Annotated in this window: 18 protein-coding genes; 12 read left to right on the top strand and 6 right to left on the bottom strand. The window is 65.3% G+C overall.

Going from position 1 to position 22,260, the window contains the following annotated elements; translation table 11 throughout:
- Positions 1–14: 14 nt before the first annotated feature.
- Positions 15–1,187, bottom strand: coding sequence for an acyl-CoA dehydrogenase family protein (locus tag GOACH_RS10460; RefSeq protein ID WP_005174303.1), 1,173 nt, complete (start codon positions 1,185–1,187; stop codon positions 15–17).
- 103 nt (positions 1,188–1,290) lie between these two features.
- A complete protein-coding gene (locus tag GOACH_RS24260) occupies positions 1,291–1,494 on the bottom strand; it encodes a hypothetical protein (RefSeq protein WP_245551883.1) in 204 nt (67 codons plus the stop codon).
- Here GOACH_RS24260 and GOACH_RS10455 point away from each other — a divergent pair.
- The 3 genes from GOACH_RS10455 (at position 1,439) to GOACH_RS10445 (ending at position 6,028) form a co-directional block, all read left to right on the top strand.
- The gene (locus GOACH_RS10455) at positions 1,439–2,842 is read left to right on the top strand and encodes a PAS domain S-box protein (protein ID WP_245551878.1); all 1,404 of its coding nucleotides are present in this window, start codon (positions 1,439–1,441) and stop codon (positions 2,840–2,842) included. The two genes, GOACH_RS24260 and GOACH_RS10455, sit on opposite strands and share 56 nt — an antisense overlap.
- 197 nt (positions 2,843–3,039) lie before the next feature.
- Complete coding sequence (locus tag GOACH_RS10450) at positions 3,040–4,539, top strand: GMC family oxidoreductase (RefSeq protein WP_040518393.1); 1,500 nt, start codon at positions 3,040–3,042, stop codon at positions 4,537–4,539.
- Between the two features lie 34 nt (positions 4,540–4,573).
- The gene (locus tag GOACH_RS10445) at positions 4,574–6,028 is read left to right on the top strand and encodes an aldehyde dehydrogenase family protein (RefSeq protein ID WP_005174299.1); all 1,455 of its coding nucleotides are present in this window, start codon (positions 4,574–4,576) and stop codon (positions 6,026–6,028) included.
- Positions 6,029–6,038: 10 nt separating this feature from the next.
- Here the strand turns inward: GOACH_RS10445 and GOACH_RS10440 are convergent, their stop codons facing one another.
- Positions 6,039–6,617 (bottom strand): TetR/AcrR family transcriptional regulator, encoded by a 579-nt coding sequence (locus tag GOACH_RS10440; protein WP_005174298.1) that lies wholly within the window; start codon positions 6,615–6,617, stop codon positions 6,039–6,041.
- A 183-nt stretch (positions 6,618–6,800) separates the two neighbouring features.
- On the opposite strand from GOACH_RS10440, the gene GOACH_RS10435 reads away from it, so the two are divergent.
- The 8 genes from GOACH_RS10435 (at position 6,801) to GOACH_RS10400 (ending at position 16,992) form a co-directional block, all read left to right on the top strand.
- Positions 6,801–8,216 (top strand): APC family permease, encoded by a 1,416-nt coding sequence (locus tag GOACH_RS10435; protein WP_005174297.1) that lies wholly within the window; start codon positions 6,801–6,803, stop codon positions 8,214–8,216.
- Between the two features lie 50 nt (positions 8,217–8,266).
- On the top strand, positions 8,267–9,607 hold the full coding sequence (locus GOACH_RS10430) for an NAD(P)/FAD-dependent oxidoreductase (RefSeq protein ID WP_005174292.1): 1,341 nt from the start codon (positions 8,267–8,269) through the stop codon (positions 9,605–9,607).
- Positions 9,608–10,558: 951 nt separating this feature from the next.
- A complete protein-coding gene (locus tag GOACH_RS10425; RefSeq protein ID WP_005174289.1) occupies positions 10,559–11,365 on the top strand; it encodes an enoyl-CoA hydratase-related protein in 807 nt (268 codons plus the stop codon).
- A gap of 41 nt (positions 11,366–11,406) precedes the next feature.
- A complete protein-coding gene (locus GOACH_RS10420) occupies positions 11,407–12,153 on the top strand; it encodes an SDR family NAD(P)-dependent oxidoreductase (RefSeq protein WP_005174288.1) in 747 nt (248 codons plus the stop codon).
- Positions 12,154–12,164: 11 nt separating this feature from the next.
- The gene (locus GOACH_RS10415) at positions 12,165–13,886 is read left to right on the top strand and encodes a class I adenylate-forming enzyme family protein (RefSeq protein ID WP_005174286.1); all 1,722 of its coding nucleotides are present in this window, start codon (positions 12,165–12,167) and stop codon (positions 13,884–13,886) included.
- On the top strand, positions 13,883–15,103 hold the full coding sequence (locus GOACH_RS10410; RefSeq protein WP_005174284.1) for an acyl-CoA dehydrogenase family protein: 1,221 nt from the start codon (positions 13,883–13,885) through the stop codon (positions 15,101–15,103). Before GOACH_RS10415 ends, GOACH_RS10410 begins: the two co-directional genes overlap by 4 nt.
- Before the next feature lie 20 nt (positions 15,104–15,123).
- A complete protein-coding gene (locus tag GOACH_RS10405) occupies positions 15,124–16,269 on the top strand; it encodes an acyl-CoA dehydrogenase family protein (RefSeq protein ID WP_005174282.1) in 1,146 nt (381 codons plus the stop codon).
- A gap of 48 nt (positions 16,270–16,317) precedes the next feature.
- Positions 16,318–16,992, top strand: a complete 675-nt coding sequence (locus GOACH_RS10400) for a TetR/AcrR family transcriptional regulator (RefSeq protein WP_005174280.1) — start codon at positions 16,318–16,320, stop codon at positions 16,990–16,992.
- A gap of 36 nt (positions 16,993–17,028) precedes the next feature.
- Here GOACH_RS10400 and GOACH_RS10395 read toward each other — a convergent pair whose 3' ends face one another.
- Positions 17,029–17,580, bottom strand: coding sequence for a phosphatase PAP2 family protein (locus GOACH_RS10395; protein WP_040518337.1), 552 nt, complete (start codon positions 17,578–17,580; stop codon positions 17,029–17,031).
- Between the two features lie 58 nt (positions 17,581–17,638).
- On the bottom strand, positions 17,639–18,787 hold the full coding sequence (locus GOACH_RS10390) for an acyl-CoA dehydrogenase family protein (protein ID WP_005174277.1): 1,149 nt from the start codon (positions 18,785–18,787) through the stop codon (positions 17,639–17,641).
- A gap of 112 nt (positions 18,788–18,899) precedes the next feature.
- Here GOACH_RS10390 and GOACH_RS10385 point away from each other — a divergent pair, with 112 nt between their 5' ends.
- A complete protein-coding gene (locus tag GOACH_RS10385) occupies positions 18,900–19,505 on the top strand; it encodes a TetR/AcrR family transcriptional regulator (RefSeq protein WP_005174275.1) in 606 nt (201 codons plus the stop codon).
- Here the strand turns inward: GOACH_RS10385 and GOACH_RS10380 are convergent.
- The gene (locus tag GOACH_RS10380) at positions 19,453–22,239 is read right to left on the bottom strand and encodes a sacsin N-terminal ATP-binding-like domain-containing protein (RefSeq protein WP_005174273.1); all 2,787 of its coding nucleotides are present in this window, start codon (positions 22,237–22,239) and stop codon (positions 19,453–19,455) included. The genes GOACH_RS10385 and GOACH_RS10380 overlap by 53 nt on opposite strands.
- Positions 22,240–22,260: the final 21 nt, after the last annotated feature.

Raw genomic sequence — 22,260 nt, 5'->3', positions numbered from 1 at the left:
GGATAGGGCGTGGGTCAGGGAAAGCTAGGGATGCCGGAGTCGAGGCCAAGTAGCAGCGAGCCCGCGGCCTCATAGGTGTTGGTTTGCAGCATCGCGTGCTGTGCGGGAACCAGGGCGTCCTGCAGAAACCGTTGCAGTGGGTGGGTCTCGTAGATTGCTCCGGTGCCAGCTAGGTCGAAGGCTGCCAGGACGACGTCACGGCCGACGTGGGCGGCGTGGGTGGCCGACAGCCTCAGGAGCGCCTGGTCCTCGATGGAGATCGACGTCCCGGCAACAGCTTTAGCCCACACCGCATCCGTGGCCTGGTAGAAGAAGGCGCGCGCAGATCGCAGCTCGGCTTCAGCGTGGGCGAGACCGGTTTTGTAGGCGGGTCGGTTGCCCTTGCTGGCGCCACCGGTGATGGAGGTGCGCGCCGCACCAACCTCCAGGACGTAGTCGAGCGCACCGCGTGCGGCGCCAAGGGTGACGACGGCGAGAACCTGTGCGGCATAGGCCAGAGACGGGTATCGGGTCAAGGGCTCGTCGATCTGAGGCGCGCCTCCGCGGACGAAGGTCATCTCCTCGGGAACGAACAGTTTGTCGGCCCTGACAGCGTGCGATCCGGTGCCCTTCATACCAGCGACGTCCCAGTTCTCGACGATCTCCACCTCTGCGGGGTCGACGAGGGCGGTGAGTGGTTTCCCATCGGTCTCGGGTCCACCGGCCAGTCCGATACCGATGATGTCGGCGCCGCGGCATCCGCTGGCAAACTGCCAGACTCCTGAGCACAGGTAGCCACCATCGACTTTCGCCGCTTCCTGCATGGGGAACAGTCCGCCCGCGTATGCAACGTCAGGGCCAGCCGCATAGATCTGGCGCTGCGTCTCTACCGGCAGCGCCGCGAAGTAGACGAGCGAGGAACCGAAGCTCGAAACCCAACCGGTGGCCGGATCGACTGCGGAGATACGTTCCACCATGGCCATGAAAGTCGACGGCGCCATGGGTTCACCGCCGAATTCAGCCGGGGTCGATGCCCGGTACATGCCGGTCTTCTTGAGCAGAGCAATGAAGTCGCGCGGCACGAAGCGCTGGGCGTTGAACTCGTCTCGACGATCGACGAGAACATCGAGGGCATGCTCGAGCGCCGCCTCGCGAGCCGGACCGGCAGGTTCGGCGACTACCCGATCGGTGATGGCATCGGTGCTCATCGGTGTCTCCGTTCAGATTCGGTTGTGGATCTGACGGCTACACTATGGACGGACGCGACCCGGCGGTATCGGGATTTCCTTGCGGCGCAACTAAGGCAATCCCCTACTTGTCTCGGGGCAATGTGGCGTCAAAGACGAGCGGCTGACGAAGGTAGGTGAGGCGAGTGTTTCCCACACGTCGCGACTTCGAGCAGATGTCGCTGCACGCCACCACCGGAATCCTGATCCACGAGGCGAGTTCGAAGAACATCTTGTGGGCCAATCCGTCTGCCTGCCGCACCTTCGGGTTCACCCTGGAGGAACTCATGCCTCTCAAGGCACATCACATGAGTGCGCAGGAGCGACAGTATCGCCGTGAGCTCGGGGTCGCGTGGTTGCAGGATGCGGTGGTCCATGGGGTGAGCGTCAAGCAGTGGAAGTATCGGGCCAAGGACGGTACCGAGTTCCTCGCCGATGCCCGTGCCACTCTGGTGCACTGCGATGACGGTCCCGTGGTGATGGTGGAGTTCCGGAATATCTCCGAAGAGGTCGAACTGAAGGAAGAACTCAGTTGGGTGTCGGACTCTCTGCAGCGCATCATGAATCACACGTCAGCCGGCATCGTTGTGCTCGACGATGACAACTGCATCGATGACATCTCACCGCTAGCCGCAAGGCTGTTCGGCCGCACCCCTGCCCAACTGATGGGTGTGCATCTGGAGGATCTCGGTCGGTGCGAACCCCGTCTGTCTAGTCCCCTTGTCGTCGAACGCCTCACCTCCGGTGTCGGTTCGGTGAAGATCCAGCTGGAGATCGCCAAGGACGAGGACACGACCGTGTGGTTGGCCGGTGAACTTGAGAGCGTGCACCACGACGGAATCCGGACGCGGGTGCTGATAGTGCGCGACGTCACCGAACGGGTCGTCTGGGAGCAGCGGAACGCTTATCAGGAAGCCAACCTTCAGTATCTGAGTCGCTATAACGCGATGGGTGACATGGCAATGATCCTCGCCCACGAACTCGGCCAACCACTGGCCGCGTCGACAAATTATCTCAGCGGCCTCAAGGCGCGTCTGGATGCGGAAACGGTAGATCCGCGGAGCCTGGCGTACGGGATCGATCAGATCGAGAAGCAGTTGCGCCGCGCCAACGACATCGTAGCGTCAGTCAAACGATATGTGAGACGCATCGAAAGCACTGCCACGCTAATGGATCTCGGCGAGTCCGTCGCGGAGAGTCTCTATTTCGTGCGGCTACGCGCGGCCGAGCGCGGTATTCGGGTGTTTGCTGACATTCCCGAACGCACGCTCTCGATTCAAGGGGAGAGCGTGCTCATCGGACAGGTCATCATCAATCTCTGCGTCAACGCGATCGACGAGATCGCGCGTTCTACAACCGAGGTGAAGGAGCTGGCCGTCGAAACGGGCTGCCGCGACGGGCGTGCGTATGTCGTGATCCGCGACCAGGGCCGCGGCATGCTCGAAGCGCCGGCGGATCGTCTCGCGTCCGGGGCATTTTCGGCGAAGCAGGACGGCTCGGGGATCGGACTCATCATCTCCGAGCACATCGTCGAACGGCACGGGGGCACCATCCAGTACCTGCCGAACGAGCCGAACGGGACTGCGGTGACGCTATCGTTTCCGCTCACGGAGCAGGCACCGGCCTCCTCCGGGTAAAGGTTTCCATACCTGTCCGTTGGCAAGCACCAGTAGCGCACGGCTTCTGCCACTCATACCGTTGCCAGCATCGGCTTCGCGGCCGTCGAACCGAGACCGACAGCGTGGTCCACGTCTCACCACAGGTATCAGAGACCAAGGGCCGTGGCGGTTTTCGTCGACTCGGCGACGCCGTCAGGCCCACGAAGGAGCTTTCATTGCGCACTCCCGATGTTCTCGTCTTGGGAGCCGGCACCGCCGGATCGATCATCACGCGTCGACTCCTCGACGCCGGGCTGGCTGTCACGCTCGTCGACGCCGGTGGGCTCGACACCAATCCCGCCATCCACGATCTGTCGCGTGTGGGCGAACTGTGGTTGGGCCCGGAGGACTGGGGCTACTTCAGCGCACCGCAGGCCCGTGCCGGCGGCCGACGACTGCACGTGCCGAGGGGCAAAGTGGTCGGGGGCTCGAACCAGCTCAACGGGACGATCTGGGTGCATGGCTCACCGTGGGACTATGACCAGTGGGCGGCCGCCGGCAACACGGGCTGGGACTGGGAATCGGTGTCACCGTTGTTCAAGCGGATCGAGGCCGCCGGCTCCGACGACGGTCTGCTCGACGTGATCGAAGCCGACCTCACGCCCATCCAGCAGGCGATTTTCGACGCCGCCGTCAGCTGGGGTCTCCCGGTCAACTCCGACTACAACTCCGGCGAGCTCGACGGCGTCTCCCGGATGAAGCTCAATCTCCGTGATGGACAACGACTCTCGACGTGGGCAGCCTACATGCGCCCCATCCTCGACCATCCGAACCTCACCCTCGAGCTCGGCGCGCTCGTCGACTCGCTGATCGTTCGAGACGACCAGGTGCGCGGGGTGCGGATCATCGACTCGACTGGCGCTGGACGCGAACTCAGCGCCGGTCTCGTCGTCCTCAGCGGCGGCGCAATCGGCTCCCCGACGGTCCTGATGCGCAGCGGCATCGGTCCCGAGGAACATCTACGATCCCTCGGGATCGAGACGATCGCCGACGTACCCGGCGTGGGGAGTAACCTCCAGGACCACTTCCTCGTCCCGGTCATCTTCGGCACCGACAAGCCCATCGACCCGCCCACGCCGTTCGGTCCGGTCACCCAGACCCACTGGTTCTGGCGCAGCGGACCCGGCCTACCGGTCCCCGACACCCAGCCGATCAACTTCAGCGTCCCGTTCTACTACGACGAGCAGATGACCGGCCCCGCATCAGGATTCACGCTGCACGCCGGACTCATCCGGCCGCACAGCACAGGAACGCTCCGGCTCGCCGACACCGATCCCTCCAGCACCCCAATCATCGACTTCAATCTCTTCGACGACGAGCGCGATCTGCAGGCGCTTGTCCGGTCAGTGCGCCAATGCCGCGAGGTCGGGATGCAATCCCCGTTGGCCGACGAGTGGGGAGCATACGAGGCGCTGCCCGGTCCAGACACCGACGACAGCGACGAGGCCATCGCCGGGTGGGTGCGTCGAGCCGTGAACACCTATCACCACCAGGCCGGCACCTGCCGCATGGGCGTCGACGACAATGCCGTGGTGACCCCTGACCTGCGGGCGACCGCAGTTGCCGATCTCGTGATCGCCGACGCATCTGTGATGCCGTCGGTGACCACCGGCAACACCAATGCGCCAACCGCGATGATCGCCGAACGCGCAGCCGAATTGATCATCGCGGGTTGATCGGCAACCCTCGGAACACCAAGGAGTACCTCTCATGATTGACATTTCCCACCTGCACACCGGCCTGTATATCGGTGGCGAGTGGCGCGACGCCCGCGACACCTTCACCACACTCAATCCGGCCACCGGAGCGCCTCTCGCCGAGCTCGGCGCCGCCGACGCCGACGACGTCGATGCCGCGGTAGATGCCGCCACCGCCGCCTTCCGCGGCGAGTGGGGTGCGCTGCAGCCGTCTCGCAAGGGCGCTCTGCTGAACAAGCTCGCCGACCTCGTCGAACGCGACATCGAGCGACTCGCCGCGCTGGAGTCGGTCGACATGGGCCGCCCGGTAGGTGCCAGCGCCGCGATGATGATTCCCAACCTCGTCGGCACCCTGCGCTACTACGCGGGCTGGGCCGACAAGATCAACGGCGACCTGATCACCACGGACGGCTACATGGGCAGCCCGCAGCCTGTGCATGCCTACACCCGCCGTGAGGCGCTCGGCGTGGTCGGCGCGATCATCCCGTGGAACGCGCCGCTGATGATCCTCGGCTGGAAAATCGGACCGGCTCTGGCATGTGGCAACACCGTGATCATCAAGCCCGCGGAGGATGCGTCACTGGCCATCCTGCGGTTTGCCGAGCTTGTCGAGGAGGCCGGTTTCCCGGCCGGCACGGTGAACGTGCTCACCGGCATCGGCAGGGTGGCAGGCGAGGCCATGTCTCTGCACGCTGGTATCAAGAAGATCTCGTTCACCGGCTCCACCGAAACGGGGCGCGCGATCCTGCGCAACTCGGCGACCAACTTCAAGCGCACGGCCCTCGAACTCGGCGGGAAAGCCCCGCAAATCATCTTCGATGACGCGAACATCGAAGCCGCCGTGCAGGGTTGCGCGATGGGCCTGTTCTTCAACCAAGGTGAGGTGTGTGCTGCCGGTACCCGGGTTCTCGCTCACCGCAGCGTCTACGACGCCGTTCTCGACGGACTCAAGGGTGCCGCGCAAGCTCAGGTGATCGGCGACCCGTTCGATCCCGCGACGACCATGGGCCCACTGGTCAACGCGCGGCAGCGGGATCGTGTCGTCGACTATATGAAGCAGGGCGCCAACGAAGGTGCCGAGGTGGTCGCCGGCGGATCCGCGCCGGACGGCCCCGGATTCTTCGTCGAGCCGACCGTGCTGGCCGGCCGCAACGACATGACCGTCGCCCGCGAAGAGATCTTCGGGCCGGTCGGCATCGTAATCCCGTTCGACTCCGATGATGAGGCGATCGCATTGGCCAACGACAACCAGTACGGGTTGTCGGCGACCTTGTGGACCTCGAATGTGTCGCGCGCGCATATGGTTTCCGCGCAGATCGAGGCCGGCGCGATCGCCGTCAACGGGTGGTCGCCACTGGCGCCGCAGCTGCCGTGGGGCGGAGTCAAGGCCAGCGGTGTCGGACGCGAGCTCGGCTCCGAGGGCATCCTCGCCTACACCGAACCCAAGACGGTTGCCGTCGTGTTGTGACTTCGGGCAGTCACGCGCCGATGATGGCGTCGATCAACGCGATCTGAGCCTGACGGGTCGTCGTCGTCGAGTCCAGCAACGCGGTGACCTGTAGGCCGATGATCGTGGTCATCAACAACTCCACACCAACATCCAGATCTCTGGGCGGAAGCTGTTGCATCGCAATGGCTTCCGCCCAAAGTTCGTGCATACGTCGTTTCCAGGCGGCAACCGCGACATTGTTGACCGACTCCATCACGGGGTCGGTCAGCGCCCGCTGCCACAGCGATACCGCGATCCGCGCCTCGAGTCGGGCCTCGTCGGTCAGCGGGATGAGTTCGAAACAGAGTTTGCGCAGCGCGGTGCTACCCCGTGCACGCCCGATCGACATGTCGACCCGTCGATTGGTTTCGACGATGACATGCTCGAACGCTGCGCGCAGGATCTCGTCCTTGCCTCGGAAATAATGACTGAGTGCGCCGTTGGTGTAACCCGCTTCGGCAGCCAGGTCACGCATGTTGATGCCATCAATGCCACGCGCGGCGATCAGCCGCCACGCGGCCTCGATGATCGCCCGTCGCCGTTCGTCGTGATCGACCAATCTGGGCATCGAGTGTCCCCTCTCCGCGGCGGTCCCAGCCAGCGTAAAGGTATCTCTCATAGCACCGACGACCAGTTCAACTGTAGCGTGCATCACACGCCATGGTTCTACATACGTTGAATCATAGTCGTTGGTCCACCAGCCCCAGATCGTGTGCGACGCCGGTTGCCGGTGCTCGAGAGAAGGCCCCTCATGATCGAATCGCCCACCACCTCCACCACCCCCGCCACGGGATCCGCACTGCGCGGGTCCATCGGCGTCGCGGGCATCGTCTTCCTGGTCATCGCCGCGGCCGCGCCGTTGACGGCGGCCGCCGGCTCCCTGCCGGTGATGATCGCCATCGGCAACGGTGCCGGCGCTCCGATGGCCTACATCATCGCCGCCGTCGTACTCTTGGTGTTCAGCGTCGGCTACGCCGCGATGAGCAGCTCAGTAACCGACACCGGAGCCTTCTACGCCTACGTCACCACCGGCCTGGGCCGACCGTCCGGGTTGGGTGCGGCCGGACTCGCACTACTCGCCTACACCGCTATCCAGGCCGCAATCTACGGACTGGCGGCGGCCACTCTCCAAGGTGTCGTCGTGAAATTCGGTGGGCCGGATCTGCCGTGGTGGTTCTGGGCCTTCGTTCTGATGGCCATCGTCGCGGTGCTCGGGTACCGCAGCATCGACCTCGGCGCGAAGGTGCTCGGAGTACTGCTGGTCGCCGAGATCGCGATCATCGTCGCGTTCTCGGCCGCCGTGTTCCTCAAGGGCGGCGCCCACGGCGTCGACGTCGTGTCCTTCACCCCATCGGCGTTCTTCTCGGGGTCTCCCGGCATCGCCCTGATGTTCGCCATCGCCTCCTTCGTCGGTTTCGAGGCCACCGCCATCTACGGTGAGGAGGCCAAGAACCCGAAGCGAACCGTGCCAATCGCCACCTATATCGCCGTCATTACCATCGGTGTGCTGTACGCGGTGGCCAGTTGGGCGGTCGTCCTGGCTTTTGGCAGCGACAACGTGCATGCCGCCTCGCAGGCCGACACCGCAAACCTCGTATTCAATGCCGCCGCAACGTTCCTCGGGTCAGCGGCGTCGGATGTGATGATGGTGATGCTGGTGACCAGTCTCTTCGCCGCGCTACTAGCATTCCACAACGCCATTGCCCGGTATACCTTCGCGCTGGCCCGAGCCGGTTTCGGCCCGCAACGCTTCATGTCCGTCCACGCGAAACACGGCTCTCCCCATGCCGGTTCCCTCCTGCAAACCATCACCGCTTTCCTTCTCGTGGGAGTGTTCGCGATCGCGGGGGCTGATCCCGTACTCCGACTCTTCACCTGGATGTCGGGTGTCGCGATCGTCGCGATCCTCGTTCTCATGGTGCTCACCAGCCTGGCCATCATCGCCTACTTCCGTCGCTACGACACCGACAACCGCGTCTGGCACAACAAGATCGCCCCCGTTCTGGGTGCGCTCGGACTCATCGCGATCACTGCGCTGGTAATTGCCAACTTCACGACACTCATCGGTGGGTCCAGCGTGCTGGCCAATGTCTTCCTAGTGGTGGTCGCGGCGGTGTTCCTCGGCGGGTTCGTGGCCGGGCGAGTGCTCAAGAACCGTGCTGTCTGACATACCGATCGCTTGACCTCAATTTGTACCGAAGAACAAGGAAATCAATCATGTCGACTCCCTCCGTCATCATCGTCGGCGCCGGCTTCTCCGGCCTCATCGCCGCCCGCGAACTCGAATCCGCCGGCTTCGACGTCCGCATCGTCGAAGCCCGCGACCGTATCGGCGGCCGCGCCTGGACCGACGAGCGACTCGGTGGCCATGCTTTGGAAATGGGTGCCACCTGGGTGCACTGGATGCAGCCGTTCGTCTGGACCGAGATCACCCGATACGGGCAGGAGATCTATCCCAGCCCCGACATCGACGACGCGTACTGGATCAGCGAGGGCGTCGTCCGGCACGGCAGCGAACATGACCTCGACACAGCACTGAGTCGCCTGCAGGACACCATCTTCGAGGGTTCCCGCGAGTTCTTCCCGTACCCACACGACCCGATGGCGATCCTCGACGACCCCACCAGCGACCCGGAACTCGTCAAGCGGTTCCTCCAGGCCGATGAGGGCAGCGTGCTGGATTGTCTCCGGACCGGCGAGTTCACGCAGGAACAGATCGATCTCGCCGACTCCTACTGGTCGGCCGGCTATCAGGGGCCGACGGCCACCGCCTCCCCGCTGATGGCCAAGCACTGGGCGGCGCTGAGCGATCACCGCAGTTCCCTGATGGACGAGCAGACCCTGCGCTTCAAGCTCACTCGCGGCATGCGTGGGCTGTACGAGTCGATTGCCGCCGACGTGCGCGGAGAGATCCGGCTGAACACCGCGGTGTCACGAATCGAGCACTCCCCCAAAGGGGTTGTGGTAACGCTCGTGGATGGAAGTGTTGAGCGAGCCGACGCGGTGGTGGTGACTGCACCGATCGGCGCGCTCGGCACCATCGATTTCTCGCCGGCGCTACCCACCGCGCAGCAGAATGTCATCGCCGACGGCACCAATTCGGTGGGCTTCAAGATCTGGATCAAGGTGCGTGGTCGCCATTCGATCATCGCCGGCGCACCGGGACAGTATCCAATCTCCTTGCTGCGCAGCGAGAAGTTCCTCGACGACGAGGACGCCACCATCCTGGTCGGCTTCGGTTCCGATCACACGGCCATCGATCTCGGGAGCGTCGAGTCCGCGCAGCAAGCCGTCGATGTGTGGGGCGGCGACCTCACCGTGACCGACTGCGGCGGTCACGACTGGGTGGCCGACAAGTGGTCTGGTCAAACATGGGCGACACTGAAGTCCGGCCAGTTCTTCAACGGTTGGAGCAACTTCCACATCACCGACACTCGTCTACGCTTCGCGGGCGCCGACTACGCCAAAGGCTGGAATGGGGTCGTCGTAGACGGCGCCATCGAGTCGGGGATCGTGACCGCGCGCAGGCTGATCGCGGAGCTGCGCCCCCGCCGGTGACGGACTCAGTGACATGGGACGATCGTCCGGTCGTACCGTAGATTCCCTCGACACTGTAACGCCCGTGTCGTGCATCAGTTCGAGTCGGACCGCGCGTCTGGGCTACACGCTCCTGATCGCCTGCAACGGAACTGCTGCACGGATAGGTGACTCTAATCTGGCTTGCTTTCGGGCAGTCGGAAAGGATGGAGCTGTGCCCGAGCCGTACCCCCAGGAGTTCCGAGTCGCGGTGTCAAATCTATTGAAGTGCAGGCGCACATGGCTCGACGAGTTTAATCTACTGATCGACCCGGGTGGGCTCGATGTAAACAAACAAGCGATCGCCAAACGCGTCAAACGGAGCGCCCTCATTGGCGGCCAATAGTCCCCAGTAAACTGGATGTCCCCACAATCAGCAGTTCACCGACACCGCATCAGTCAACCACCTCCCTCAACAGCGAGACCCCCGTCCGGTACATCATCGACTACGGCAACGACACCACGACGCGGGAACCGCCGCCGCGTGCTCCGACACAGCACGCTCAACGATTTGAACGGCCGCGATATAGCAACGCTGCATAAGCCTGGCTACCTGTTTGCGGTCCTTATCGGTGAGTCGAAGTCGGTACGCCGGGATGCGTTCTTCGACACGAAAATGCGGATCCAGGGTTGCCACTTTGATCTATTTGCCACTCTTACGCTGTTTACGACGATGCCGCACACGCAAAAGGCGCCAAATGAAGCGCCAATCGGCACTCCACCAAGGCCATCGCTCCGCCAGCGCCGCCACGCGGTAGGCAGCATCCCGCCCCGCCTAGGCGCGGAAAGTCTCATCTGCGTGCGGAAGGAGGAACAGCCAGCGCACACACCCCCAGTGTGACCCTTGACACGCGCTCTCGAGTGAATATACGTTCATTCACTATGAAGTTCCGGTCATCGGATCGGCAGAGTTCACCGCGAAGGAGCACCGACATGAGCCAGAGCACCGCAGCCTACGAGGACATCGAGTACGTCGTCGAAGGTCCGACCGCGATCATCACGATGAATCGGCCGCAGCGCTACAACGCATTTCGCGCCAAGACGGTTGAGGAGATGATCAATGCCTTCCGCCGCGCATGGGCCGACCGCAACGTGCAGGCCGTCATCCTCACCGGTGCGGGCGAGAAGGCGTTCTGCACCGGAGGCGACGTCAAGCAGCGCGCCGAGACCGGCGATTACGGACCGTCGGAGTCGGGCATGTTCGAGATCGGCAACCTGCACAAGGTCATCCGCGACATCCCCAAGCCGGTCATCGCAGCGGTCAACGGCCTGGCGATCGGCGGCGGTCACGTGCTGCACGTGCTCTGCGACCTGACCATCGCGGCAGACACCGCACGCTTCGGCCAGTCCGGGCCCAAGGTCGGCTCGTTCGACGCCGGATTCGGCTCCGCATATCTCGCGCGCGTCGTCGGCGAGAAGCGCGCCCGCGAGATCTGGTACCTCTGCCGTCAGTACGACGCCGCGACCGCCGAGCGCTGGGGCCTGGTGAACTGGGTGGTCCCCGCAGCCGACCTGCTCGACGAGGCCAAGAAGGTGGCAGCCGAGATCGCCGAGAAGTCGCCGACCACCCTGCGGTTCCTCAAGCAGAGCTTCAACGCCGACTCCGACCACCAGGCCGGGCTGTCCAACCTCGCGATGAGCGCACTCGACCTCTTCACCCACTCCCCCGAAGGGCTCGAAGGCGCACAGGCCTTCGCCGAGAAGCGCGCACCCGACTTCAACAAGTACGTCGGCGCCTGACCCCCGCACACCATCCAGCCAATCTCCAGGAGTCACACACCATGAGCACCAACATCGCTGTCGTCACCGGCGCCGGCTCGGGCATCGGCAAAGCCATCACCCTCGCATTCGCCGAACAGGGCACCACCGTCGTCGCCGCCGATCTCGACCTCGACGCCGCCAAGCGCACCGCGGAACAGAACTCCGCGATCGTGCCGATGGCCGTCGACGTGGCCGACCGCGCTGCGGTCGATGCGCTTCGCGATGCCGTCACCGCCGAAGTCGGCGTACCGGACATCCTCGTCAACGCGGCCGGTTGGGATCGCACCGACCAATTCCTGAATGCCAGCACCGAATTCGCTGAGAAGGTCGTCGCGATCAACTACCTCGGCCCGGTTCACATGGCGAGTGCGTTCCTGCCCGGGATGGTCGAAGCGTCGAAATCCGATGGCTGGCAGGGCGGTCGCGTGATCAACCTGGCGTCGGACGCGGGACGGGTCGGCAGCGCGGGCGAGTCGATCTACGCCGGCGCCAAGGGCGGGGTGATCGCACTCAGCAAGTCGTTGGCCCGCGAGATGGCGCGCTACCAGATCACCGTCAACGCCGTGTGCCCCGGTCCCACGGACACGCCGCTGTTCCAGGCGCAGCCCGACAAGCTCAAAGAGGCTCTCGTGAAAGCGATTCCGTTCCGACGCCTCGCCCGTCCCGACGAGGTCGCCGCGCCGGTCCTGTTCTTCGCCTCGCCCGCGGCGTCGTTCATCACCGGACAGGTGATCAGCGTCAGCGGCGGACTCACGATGGCCGGATAACGGAGATCACGATGAGCACCACCGACTTCACTGCCGAAGCGCCCTATGTCTACGACGCTCACCAGTACCGTGCCTTCTTCGAGAACGAGTTCACCTACCTCAACGGCTTCCGCCGCAACGTGTCCCGCTACGCCGGGGCCACGGCGCTGATCGATCCGACCACCGACACCGACTGGACCTACGCGGAGCTGGGCGCGGCAGTGGACTCGCTGGCCGCCGGTCTCGCCGCGCTCGGCGTCGCCGACGGCGACGTCGTCGGGTACCAGTTGTTCAACGGCGCCGAGTTCGCGCAGTTGTATCTGGCCACCCAGGCCGCCAACGCCGTCGGTTCACCGGTGAACTTCCGGTTGGCCGCAGGCGAGACGGCGGTCATCCTCGATGTCAGCCGGCCCAAGGTCTACGTTTACGACACCGAACTCACCGACATGGTCTCCGCAGCACTCGAGCGCGCCGAGCACACTCCTGAGGTCCTGATCGGCGTGGGCACAGGCGAACTCGTCGGGTCAGGCGACTCCGGACCCAGGTCGATCCGGTTCGCCGACCTAGCCGCCGACGGAACACCACCGCAGACGACGCGCCGAGTGTTCGACGAGACCACCCGCCTCTACACCTCGGGCACGACCGGCATGCCGAAAGCCGTACCGATGAACAGTGCCATCGAGATCTTCTCGGCGCACGACGTCATCATGGCGTTTCCGCTCTCTCCCGAAGACCGCACGCTCAACATGACGCCGTGGTTCCACCGCGGCGGACTCTATTGCGCGGGACCGAATCCCACGTTCTATCTCGGCTCGTCGTTGGTCCCGATGCGCACCTTCGACCCTGCGACCACCCTCGACTGGGTCGAACGCTATCGGTTGACCTTCCTCATCGGAGCACCGACGAATCTCGCCATGCTCGCAGCAGAACAGCAACGGCAGCCGCGAGATCTCTCCAGCCTCAACGGAATCGTCACCATGGGCGCACCGCTGGAACGCGACGCCGCCCTGCTCTATCAGAAGGTGCTCACCCCGCGGATCTTCAACGGCTACGGCAGCACCGAGGGATTCTGGAACACCTTCCTGCGTCCCACCGACCTTCCCGACCACGCGGGCACCGCGGGGCGTGCGTGTATCGACGACGACGTCCGGGTCGTGCAGGTTCGCGACGACGGCCGACTGGCCGACCCCGACGACGTCGTTGCGCGCGACGGCAACGAGGTCGGCGAGGTGATCATCCGCTCACCCAAATGCGCTGCCGCGTACTTCGATTCACCACAGCAGGAGAAGGCCAAGTACAACGGGAGCTGGCTGCACATCGGCGACCTCGCCACCTGGGATTCCGACGAGTTCGTCACCATCGTCGGCCGCAAGGACGACATGCTGATCTCCGGCGGAGAGAACGTGCATCCCGTGCAGGTGGAGGAGGCCCTCAATGGCCACCCCCTCGTCGCCGATTCGCTGGTCGTCGGGGTACCGGACGACCGATGGGGGCAACTCGTCGTCGCCTATGTGGTTCCCACCGAGGACGGAGCACCGACACCGGATGAACTCGACGAGTACTGCCGGAACCATCCGATGCTCTCGCAGTTCAAACGCCCACGTGCCTACCGCATCATCGATTCGCTGCCGGTGTCGGCAACGGGCAAGAAACTCCACTACCGGGCGACCGAATCCGCTGCCACCGATATGGCCGCGGGCGAATTCGACGCTCCTGCAACCCTTACCACCTCCACCCAGGGAGCCACGCGATGAGCACCACCGCCACGACGAAATTCACTGCCCTCGACCCACTGAACATCGACCTCGGATACTCCGACGACGAGTTGGCCGTGCGTGATTCGGTGCGCGGCTTCCTCGCCGAACATGTCACCCCGCACATCGCCGACTGGTTCGAAGAGGGTGGGATACCGATCGCCCGCGACCTGTTCAAGCAGTTCGGTCAGCTCGGAGTACTCGGGATGCACCTCGACGGCTACGGATGCGGCGGAGCGTCGTCGGTGCACTACGGATTGGCGAGCCTTGAATTGGAGGCCTGCGATTCGGGTATCCGGTCGATGGTGTCGGTGCAGGGTTCGCTCGCGATGTTCTCCATCTACAACAACGGCAGCGAGGAGCAGAAGAATCACTGGCTCCCGTCGATGGCCGAGGGCACGACCGTCGGATGTTTCGGTCTCACCGAGCCAGATGCCGGTTCCGACCCGGCGTCGATGAAGACCCGCGCCCGTCGCGACGGCGACGACTGGATTCTCGACGGCCGCAAGATGTGGATCACCAACGCGCCCATCGCCGACGTCGCCGTCGTGTGGGCGCAGACCGATCTCCCCGAGGGTGGCGTCGGGGTCCGCGGGTTCATCGTGCCGACCGACACCCCTGGTGTGTCGACCCCGGAGATCAAGCACAAGGCGTCGCTGCGGGCGTCGACGACGGGCGAGATCGTCCTCGACAACGTGCGCCTGCCGGCGGATGCCCTCATGCCCGGAAACGACGACCTACACAAAGGCCGAGGCATCAAGGCGCCGCTGTCGAGTCTGACCGAAGCCCGCTACGGCATCATCTGGGGATCGATCGGCGCGGCACGCACCGCCTGGCAGGCGGCGCTCGACTACGCCACGCAGCGAACGCAGTTCGGCAAACCGATCGCCGGATTCCAACTGACGCAGGCCAAACTGGCCGACATGGCCGTCGAACTACAGAAGGGCCAGTTGCTCGCGTATCACCTCGGCCGCCTCAAGGACTCGGTCGGGTTACGACCCGTCCAGGTCAGCTTCGGCAAACTCAACAACACCCGCGAGGCGATCGAGATCTGCCGCACCGCACGAACCATTCTGGGCGGCAACGGTATCTCGCTGGAGTACCCGGTGATCCGCCACATGGTGAACCTCGAATCGGTCCTCACCTACGAGGGCACCCCCGAAATGCACCAGCTCGTGCTGGGCCAGGCCTTCACCGGTCAGAACGCCTTCCGCTGACACCCCGACCAAGGAACCTCATGAGCGCACTCACGCATGACCTCGAACACAAGCAGTTCCGCGACACCGCAGCACGATTCGTCGCCGAGCAGATCACGCCGGCCCACGAGAACTGGGAGCAGGCAGGCCAGTGGGACCGGACCCTGTTCACCGAAGCAGGCAAGAACGGCCTGATCGGGTTCGAGGTCGGCGAAACCTACGGAGGTCCCGGCGTCGACGACTTCCGCTACAACGCGATCCTGATCGACGAGATCGCCCGGACCGGCGCGGCGGCCGAAGCGATCGCATTCTCGCTCCAGAACGACGTCGTACTCCCCTATCTCACCGAGTTGACCACCGACGAGCAGAAGGCCCGATGGCTCCCAGGGGTGGTCAGCGGTGAGACCGTACTCGGGATCGCGATGACCGAGCCCGGTGCGGGTAGCGACCTGACGGGCATCACGACGTCAGCCGTGCTCGACGGCGACCACTACGTGGTCAACGGGTCGAAGACGTTCATCTCCAACGGCCGCAACGGCGATCTGTTCGTCGTCGCCACCCGCACCAGTCCCGACAAGCACAAGGGATTGACGCTGCTCGTCGTCGACGCTGACACACCGGGTTTCGAGCGTGGCCGCAACCTCGACAAGATCGGGCTGCACGCGCAGGACACCAGCGAGCTCTCGTTCATCGACATGCGGGTACCCGTCGCCAACCGTCTCGGCGAGGAGGGGGAAGGCTTCTACCAGCTCGTCAGAAACCTTCCGCAGGAGCGCTTGTCGCTCTCGGTGGGCGCTGTGGCCGCAGCGGAGGGCACGTTCAACCGCACGCTCGACTACGTCAGGGAGCGCACCGCGTTCGGCTCGCCGATCTCGTCGTTCCAGAACACGCAGTTCGTACTGGCCGAGCTCGCCACCGAACTCGATATCGCACGGACATTCCTCGACGACTGCATCGCCGAACACACGTGCGGTGAACTGAGCGCCGCGCGCGCCGCCCGACTCAAGTGGTGGGCCACCGAGTTACAGGTTCGTACGGCAGACCGATGCCTGCAACTGCACGGTGGCTATGGCTACATGCGGGAGTATCCGGTCTCGCGCGCCTTCATCGACGCCCGCATCCAGACCATCTACGGCGGGACCAGCGAGATCATGAAAACGATCGTCGCCAAGGGCCTCGGCATCTGACCGGCTACAGTGATGAACGGTGATTCACCGTTCGATGAAGGAGGGCTCGTGGCGAAATCGGCAACGGTACGCTCGACGTCGGATCTGGCTGTCGAGGACGCCGTGCGTGCGGTCCGGGTCTCCTCGCGCAAGCGTCAGCTCCTCGACGCCGCGGTCGCGGTGATGGAACGCACAGGCTTCCACCAGATGTCGATGCAGGCGCTGGCCGACGAAGCCCAGGTCAGCGTCGGCCTGTTCTACAAGTACTTCGGCTCCAAGGAAGACATCCTGCTCGCCGCGATCGTCGACATCCTGGAGAAGTTCCGCGATCAGTTGCAGCCCGCGATGGACCTCGTGGGCGACGACCCCGTCGAGCAGCTCATCGCGGGCTTCCGGCAGTACACGCGGATCGTCGACGACAATCGCGATGCCGTCGTGCTGACGTACCGGGAGAGCCGAACCCTCGACGCGCAGGGGCGTGACCGCATCAAGCAGTTGGAGGTGGAGACGTCTGCGCCGATGCGCGAGGCGATCACCGCCGGGGTCGATGCGGGCGTGATGAACGCCGTCGACCCCGACCTCGCCGTCTTCGATCTGATGATGCTGGCACATGGATGGGCGCTCAAGCACTGGCATTTCGGCCCCGAGTTCGACCTCGAGAGCTACATCGACGCGCAGTTGCGGTTCGCCCTGCCGTCGCTGGTCGTCGCAAGCCGGCTACCGCGATACCTGGACGCGCTGTAGGCGCACAGTCGGCGGCATAGGGCGCACAGTCGGCGGCTACGCCCTGGACAACCACAGCTTCAGCACCCACGTGCAGATGCCCACCCAGGCCGCGCCGATCAGCCAACCGGCGAGGACGTCGGTGGTCCAGTGCACCCCGAGGTAGATGCGTGTGAGGCCGACCAGGATCGAGATCACCGGAGCGAGTGCCATCGACCAGGGGTGAGCGCGCACCCACGGGATCAGCCGGTACGCCGCTACCGCGAGCAGCCCGTAGACGACCATCGTCATCATCGAGTGCCCGGACGGGAATGAGTAGCTCTCGATGTGCAGCAGACGGTCGTCGCGCGGCGGACGAGCCCGCGCCACGATGTGCTTGAGGCTCACCATCAGCAGCGATCCGGTCAGCCCGCCCACCGCGACGTAGACGGCCTCGGTGACGTGCCTGCGCACAGCGAGTACGACCACCACGACGGTCGCGACCAACCACAGGGTGACGGTGTTGCCCAGCACCGTGACGACGTGCGCGATCGTCGTCAGCGGTTCGACGCGGTGGTCGACCACCCATTCGGTGATGTGCTGGTCGACGTCGGTGATCTGCACGATCATCCTGGCCACACTACCGACGCCGGGGGTGTTTCAGCCGTGAATGTGTGGCGTGTTGAACTCAGCGAGCGGGCGCCGCGAGTGCGCGGCTGATCACCAGGCGTTGAATCTGGTTGGTGCCCTCGAAGATCTGGGTGATCTTGGCCTCGCGCATGAACCGCTCGACGCGGAAATCACGCGTGTAGCCGTAACCACCGAAGACCTGGACGGCGTCGGTGGTCACCTTCATCGCCGCGTCCGTGGCGACGAGCTTGGCCGTTGCGGCGGCCCGGGAGTACTGCTGCCCCGCATCCCGGCGGCGCGCGGCGTCGAGGTAGGTGGCCCGGGCCGAATCGACGGCCGCGGCCATGTCGGCGAGCAGGAAGCCGAGCCCCTGATGGTCGATGATCCTGCGGCCGAACGTCGTTCGTTCCTGTGCATAGTCGACGGCCGCGTCGAGCGCCGCCTGCGCGAGTCCGGTCGCCACCGCAGCGATGCCCAGCCGTCCCGAATCGAGTGCGGAGAAGGCGATCTGAAGCCCCTGCCCCTCGGCGCCGAGTCGACGCCCCTCGTCGACGAACGCGTCGTCGTAGGTGGCCGATGTGGTCGGTACGGCCGCCAGTCCCATCTTCTCTTCGGGCTTGCCGAACTCGAGCCCCGCGGTGTCGCGGGGGACGAGGAAGCACGAGATGCCCTTGGACCCTTCGCCGGTGCGCGCGAAGAGGTTGTAGACGTCGGCGATGCCACCGTGGGTGATCCACGCCTTGGGCCCGGTGACGGTGTAGCCGCCGTCGGTCGACGACGCTTTGCAGTTCAGTGCCGCTGCATCGGAGCCGGCCTGCGGCTCGGAAAGGCTGTAGGCGCCGATGAGCTTGCCCTCCAGTAGATCCGGGAGCCACTGCTGCTTCTGCTCGTCGGTCCCGAAGGTGAACAGCGGGTGGCAGGCGAGCCCGTGAACACTCGTCGCGACCGCGACCGCCGCCCAGCGCGCACCGAGTTCTTCGAGAACCTGGAGGTAGACCTCGTACGGCTGGCCACCGCCGCCCCACTCCTCGGGATAGGGCAGTCCGAGCAAGCCCGCCTCACCCATCTCGGCGAACAGGCCGTCGGGATACCGCTCGGCCGTCTCGTACTCGTCGACGATGGGCAGAAACCGTTTGTCGGCGAAATCCCTGGTCAACGCGATGAGATCACGCGCCTCGTCAGTGGGCAGGAGTCGGTCGACGGGCATGGGTCCTCCGAGGTCGGCATGGGCTGATACCTGAACAGTACTCAGGTACTGTTCTTAGTACTACTCGTCCCCGAACGCAATCCCTTCTCCCCCGCGATACAGGAGGTGCCGGATGACACGGGCGCAGCTCGCCACGCAGCGTCGAACACAGCTGTTCGACGGACTGCTCGCGCTCATGCTCGCCGAGGGCTTCGCCCACCTGCAGATCGCCGATCTCGCAGCGCGCCTGCGGTGCTCACGCTCCACGCTCTACACGCTTGCGGACAGCAAGGAGCAACTGGTCACCAAAACGGTCACCCACTTCTTCCGGACCGCGACCGATCAGGTCGAGGCCCGGGTTGCCGACGCTCCGACCGGGCGTGCGGCCGTCGTCGAATACCTGATCGCCGTCGGAGACGCACTCTCTCCCGCGTCCGCGCAGTTCATGGCAGACCTCCACGCCTTCGCCCCGACACGTGACCTGTACGAGCAGAACACCGCCGCTGCCGCCGGACGCGTCCGTGAACTGATCGCTGTCGGTGTGGCGAGCGGCGAGTTCCGCGACGTGAATGCCGCGTTCGCCGGCGATCTGGCCGCAACCATGATGAGCCGCATCCAACGTCGCGAGGTCGCCGGTGCCACCGGCCTCGACGACGCACAGGCCTACCGACAGCTCGCGTCGATCCTCACCCGCGGGATCGACGCCGACCGGATCGCGCCCGACGTTGCAGGTGGGTGACGCCGCGCTCGTCGATCCACCAGTCGACCGAGAACTCCGCTGAGTGCTGATCGTCGCCGTCGCGGGTCACGGCGATGCGCAGGTCGTCGTGCACACGGACTTCCCCCGCTGCGATCGTGCGGCCGGTCGCCGCGGTGAAGAGCACCGCCTCGGTACCCGCCTCCGTCGACGCCACCCCCGCGTCTGCAACCTCCGTCGCGAGTACCTCTGACGAGGTCGGGAGATCGAGGATGTCGGCGAGCAGCGCGGCGTCGGCAGCGAGATCCTGGGTATCCGAGGGCAACACGACCATCGCGTCGACGTCGACGACCTGCACGTGCCACGGCCTGTCGATCACCACGGCGTCGTCGACAGCGCGTCCGGACACCGCGCGAACACGGTCGGGCACAGCGAGATCCATCGGTTCGACGATGCCGCGACGGCACGCGCGCACGACCGCGGCGTACGTGGTCGCCGCGACACCGGCGGAGATGTCGCGGGCAGGGTCGGCGAGGTTGTGCAGCAGGATGTCGGCATCGGCGGCCGATTCCGGCTCGCCGCCGCCAAGTGCAGCGCCGAGCGCGTCGGCATGCGGATGGTCGAGGACGTCACGCACGCCGGCCAGCACGGTGTCCGACGGCGCGCGGTACCACCCGAGCCGGTGCCCGCCGACCTGCGCGTGATGGCGCAGCCACCACGCCGTGTAGCCGTCGCGGTCGGCCAGCGCCGGTCTCAACGACTCGTCCTGCGCGAGCAAGGTGAGCGCATCCGGCCACCTGGCATCGTCGACGAGGTCGAGATCGCGCACAGCCGTGAGTATCTCGGGCACATCGTCGAGCCCGTCCCACCACGTCTCTTCGTCGGGGAGATCATGATCGGGTCCGGTCGGGAACTCATCGGAGATGATCGTGAACCCCCAGCCGACACCTATCCTGCGCAGCAGGTCGACGCCGACCCGCGCCACCAGATCGTCGTCGACGATGCCGAAGGGATGGTCGTCGACGAGCACCGACAGCAGCGGGGCGTCGGGCAGTAGCAGTTCGTCGGCCGCACGCCACTCGCCGCCGGAGGGCAGCGGCAGTCGGGATAGCCAGTCGGGAACCGCCGCATCGGGATCCGTCGCGAGAAGCTCGACGACCTCGTCGAGGAGCTCCGACGACGGTTCGTCGGCCGTGTCGTCGACGAGCGCAAGCAGCGCATCGTCTCTGAGCGCATCGGACACCGAGAGTCGCTGCGTACCAAGTCGTTCGAGAAGCGGGTGGTCGGCGTCCGGATCGACGGTGCGAATCCAGCTCAACGCGCGCGGCACCGCGACGACGAACAGGCCACGGGCACCGATGTTCATGCGTCCGTCGGCGCGCGGGACCGGCAGTGCCGAGAGCTCCTCGACCTCACGCGAGGTCGGTACCAGCGGCATGAGTGCCGCGTAGAGTCGACGCCACCAGGCAGCTGGCCGGTCGACACCGACGAGCCGATCGGCCAGCGCCGCAAGGCCGATCGACGTCACCCCGACCTGTTCGAGGGCGGCGAGCGATGTCGGCGTCGAGAGGTCGGGATGCACCAGATCGGCGAAAAGATCACCGAGTACCTCCGCGAGTTCGTCCGTCAGTCCCGGCAGCACAACGGCCCGCGATGGCACGAGGTCGGGCCCGTCCGCCGCCGGAAGCCATGACGCATCGCGGAGTTCGTCGAGGATCGCCTCGGTGAGTCGGGCGTCGTCGAGACTCGCCATCCGGTGCGAGGTGGGCAGCAACCCGAGACGGTCCGACGGTTCGACAACCCGCAGGAGATCGGCGTATCCCGCTGCCGCGGCAGCGATGTCGGCATCAGGGCTCAGGTGACGACGATCCGGGGTCGGCGGTAACGAGGTGATGATTCTCGCGGGAAGACCGAGCTTGATGTCGGTGGCCGTCGGCGCGTACAACACGCCGCGCCGCGGTTCGCGCACCACCGTCCCGGCGACCTCCGGTGCGAGCCAACGGTTCACAACGACACCATCGGTGTGGGTGACCTCGATCCACGACGCGTCGACCCGTTGCTCACCGACAGCGTCGACGACAACCCGCAGTCTCCGCACAGTACTGCCAGGACCTACGTCGCTGCTCTCGACTTCCTGGCGCTCGATGCGAAACTCTCTGTCCGCCACACGGATCGAGTCGAGCGATTCCAGTGACAGCAACAGATCGGCCGCCTGCTCCGCACTGTCGGCGAGCAACGCCGCGGCATCGACGTCCGGGGTCAACGCCATGACGACATCGGTGTCGAAGCCGTCGGGAGGCGGAGTGTCGATGGGCCACGCCAGCCGCAGCAGCGGCACCGACGAGTCGTCCCGGTGCGACACCCCCGCGTCACGCACCGCGGCCACTGTGGCAGCACGGTCGAAGCGGATGGCGCCGCTGGTCGAACGGATCTCGACGCTCTCGGCCACAGTGGCGGTTGCCGTGAAACCGACCCCGTACCGGCCGATCACGCCCGCGCCTGCGGCGTCGTCGGATTTCGCCGACGCCCGCAGCGCCACCAGCGAACGCACGCCGTCGACGCTCAGCGGAGCACCGGTGTTCGCGACGTGCAGTTGACGGTCGTCGAGCCATACGGCAACGCGTGCACGCGAACCGGCCGCCGCGGCTGCATCTGCGCCATTGACAGCGAGTTCGGTGAACAGCCGGTCGCGGTATCCGACGGTGACCAGATCGTCCTCGGCGTTGCTGTCCTCGATCAACCGTGTCGGCGACGAGCGCCAGGCATCGAGCGTCACTGCACGCAGGCCCGCGGTGTC

The organism is Gordonia aichiensis NBRC 108223 (assembly GCF_000332975.1).
Taxonomy (GTDB): Bacteria; Actinomycetota; Actinomycetes; order Mycobacteriales; family Mycobacteriaceae; genus Gordonia; species Gordonia aichiensis.
This window is presented reverse-complemented; position numbering and strand designations above follow the sequence as displayed.